Origin of the sequence: Endozoicomonas sp. (assembly GCF_051008435.1) — a bacterium.
Lineage (GTDB): Bacteria > Pseudomonadota > Gammaproteobacteria > Pseudomonadales > Endozoicomonadaceae > Endozoicomonas_A.
Genome location: NZ_JBPCXO010000522.1, coordinates 1 through 2181 on the forward strand (window position 1 = coordinate 1; position 2181 = coordinate 2181).

The 2181-nt window shown below is 47.7% G+C and carries 1 protein-coding gene; it reads right to left on the reverse strand.

Going from position 1 to position 2181, the window contains the following annotated elements; genetic code table 11:
- Window positions 1-129: 129 nt before the first annotated feature.
- A complete protein-coding gene (gene pgtP, locus ACR2PX_RS26250) occupies window positions 130-1485 on the reverse strand; it encodes a phosphoglycerate transporter protein PgtP (RefSeq protein WP_434002316.1) in 1356 nt (451 codons plus the stop codon).
- Window positions 1486-2181 lie beyond the last annotated feature (696 nt).

Here is a 2181-nt window from a genome sequence, read left to right on the forward strand (position 1 = left end):
GGATTTGGCCATTTTCTATGATTCTTTTCGTTGAATAGCTCGCTATTCGCCTCAAATAATCATAAAAACTGTCTCAAACCGGACTTTTTCTCGCTACGGTCGGCTAAGTCCGACAGACTCCTAGAAAGGTTATTTGTATTGACTGAACAGTTCGGCTTTGTCTTCTCTTTCTTGCTTCAGGGTCAGAGCAAGAAACAGAATAGCCATGCCACAGGCGGCCAGAATTAACATAAAGCCACCGCTCCAGCCCATCATGTCGACAATGACACCCATGGCCAGATTGGCAAACAGAGCCCCTCCCAGGTAACCAAACAGGCCGGTCAGACCTGTAGCGGTTCCAGTGGCCTTCTTCGGTGCTGAGTCTGCTGCCTGCAGACCGACCAGAACCACAGGCCCATAAATCAGGAAACCCACAAAAATGAGACAGAGGTTGTCAATCATTGGGTTACCGGCCGGGTTCTGCCAGTAAATGACAATCGCGATGCAGACCAGGGCCATCATCCACATGCTGACGGGGGCGCGACAGCCTCTGAAATAGCGGTCACTGGCCCAGCCACACAGAAGAATGCCGGGAATGCCGGCAAACTCATAAAGGAAATAGGCCCAGCCACTCTGAGCCATTGAGAAACCTTTCACTTCTTTCAGGTAGGTAGGTGCCCAGTCCAGAACTCCGTAACGCACCAGATAGACAAAGACGTTGGCCAGCGAGAGGTGCCAGAGTAATTTATTGTTGAATACATATTTGAAGAAGATGTCTTTTGCCGACATTTCCTGCTCGTGGTGATGCTCGTCATAGGATTTGAGCTTGTCGCCAGTCCAGGCTTCGATACTGGGCAATCCACAGGACTGGGGCGTATCTCTTAATAACGTCCAGGTAATGCCAGCTAGAACCAGTGCCACTACACCGTGAAACCATAACTGTGATTGCCAGTCGCCAAACATGTAAACAGCAAAAATAGCCATGGGGCCGACTAAGCCGGCACCGAGGTTATGTGAGGTGTTCCAGTATGCCCATTTAACTCCTCTCTCTTTTACAGAGAACCAGTGTGTCATAACACGACTGCCTGCGGGATAGCCCATACCCTGGAACCAACCGTTAAGAAACAGCAGTACAAACATGGACGTGACGGTGGCTGTGGAAAAGGGAACCGTTCCCATAAATATCATGGTCAGGGCGGAGAGAATCAGGCCAATACTCATGAATTTCCGAGCGTCACTTCGATCAGACAGGTTGCCCATCAGGAACTTGCTGAAGCCATAGGCAAAAGAGACTGCGGATAGAGCCAGGCCGAGCTCGGACTTGGTAAAGCCCTGCTCAATCAAGTCAGGCATGGCCAGAGAGAAGTTTTTACGAATCAGGTAATAAGCGGCATAGCCAACAATGATGCCCAACAAAACCTGCATACGAAGTTTCTTATAGGTTTCATCAACTTCATTGGACGCAATCTGCTCCTGGTGAGCAGGCGGACTGAGAAACCCCAGCATAGGAAGTACTCCCGAAATGTTTTCGCTATAGCCATTTACCCTGGGCACAGGATGACGACAGGGTAGCCAAGAGTCACGGCGTGCCTTCCTTTGGGCCGGCAATTGGATCCATGGCTGAATGATCTGGAACAGCTTCTCTCTCAGTGCCTAAGAATCATTAATGCAGGTGGTAGGCAAAATGATGTTCCTGGCTTATGGCTGTTGAAAAGAGAAAAGCGGCCTTATAAGACCCACAGGCTCCGTGCTCAGACGATCCTGTGGGAGGTTATCCAGAATAATTCCAGTCCAGATTTACGATTTAGCAAGTCGAAAGTTTAAAAATAAATTGAAGTCAGAAGGTTGTTTAATAAATAGAACTATCGTTTCTTCTTTTAAATGCCTCAGATGTTATAGTTGTCAATCATGGCCTGAATCTCTCCAGACTCACGCATTTTTTCAAGTGTGGTATTCAATTGGTCAATGACTTTCTGGTCTGTGTCTTTGTTCATAGCCAGCCAGAGACTGCTTCTATTAAAGGTGTGTACGGGTTTAACCGGCACTTTGAAGTTGGCTGCTACGTAAGGTGCAGTGAGGGTTTGAAACAGTATTGAGTAATCTATGATTATCTATCATAATCTCACACTATGGATAAGAGATTAGTCAAGATTGGTGAAGCAGCTCGCTTGCTGGGTACTGACCACTCAACATTGAGGAAGT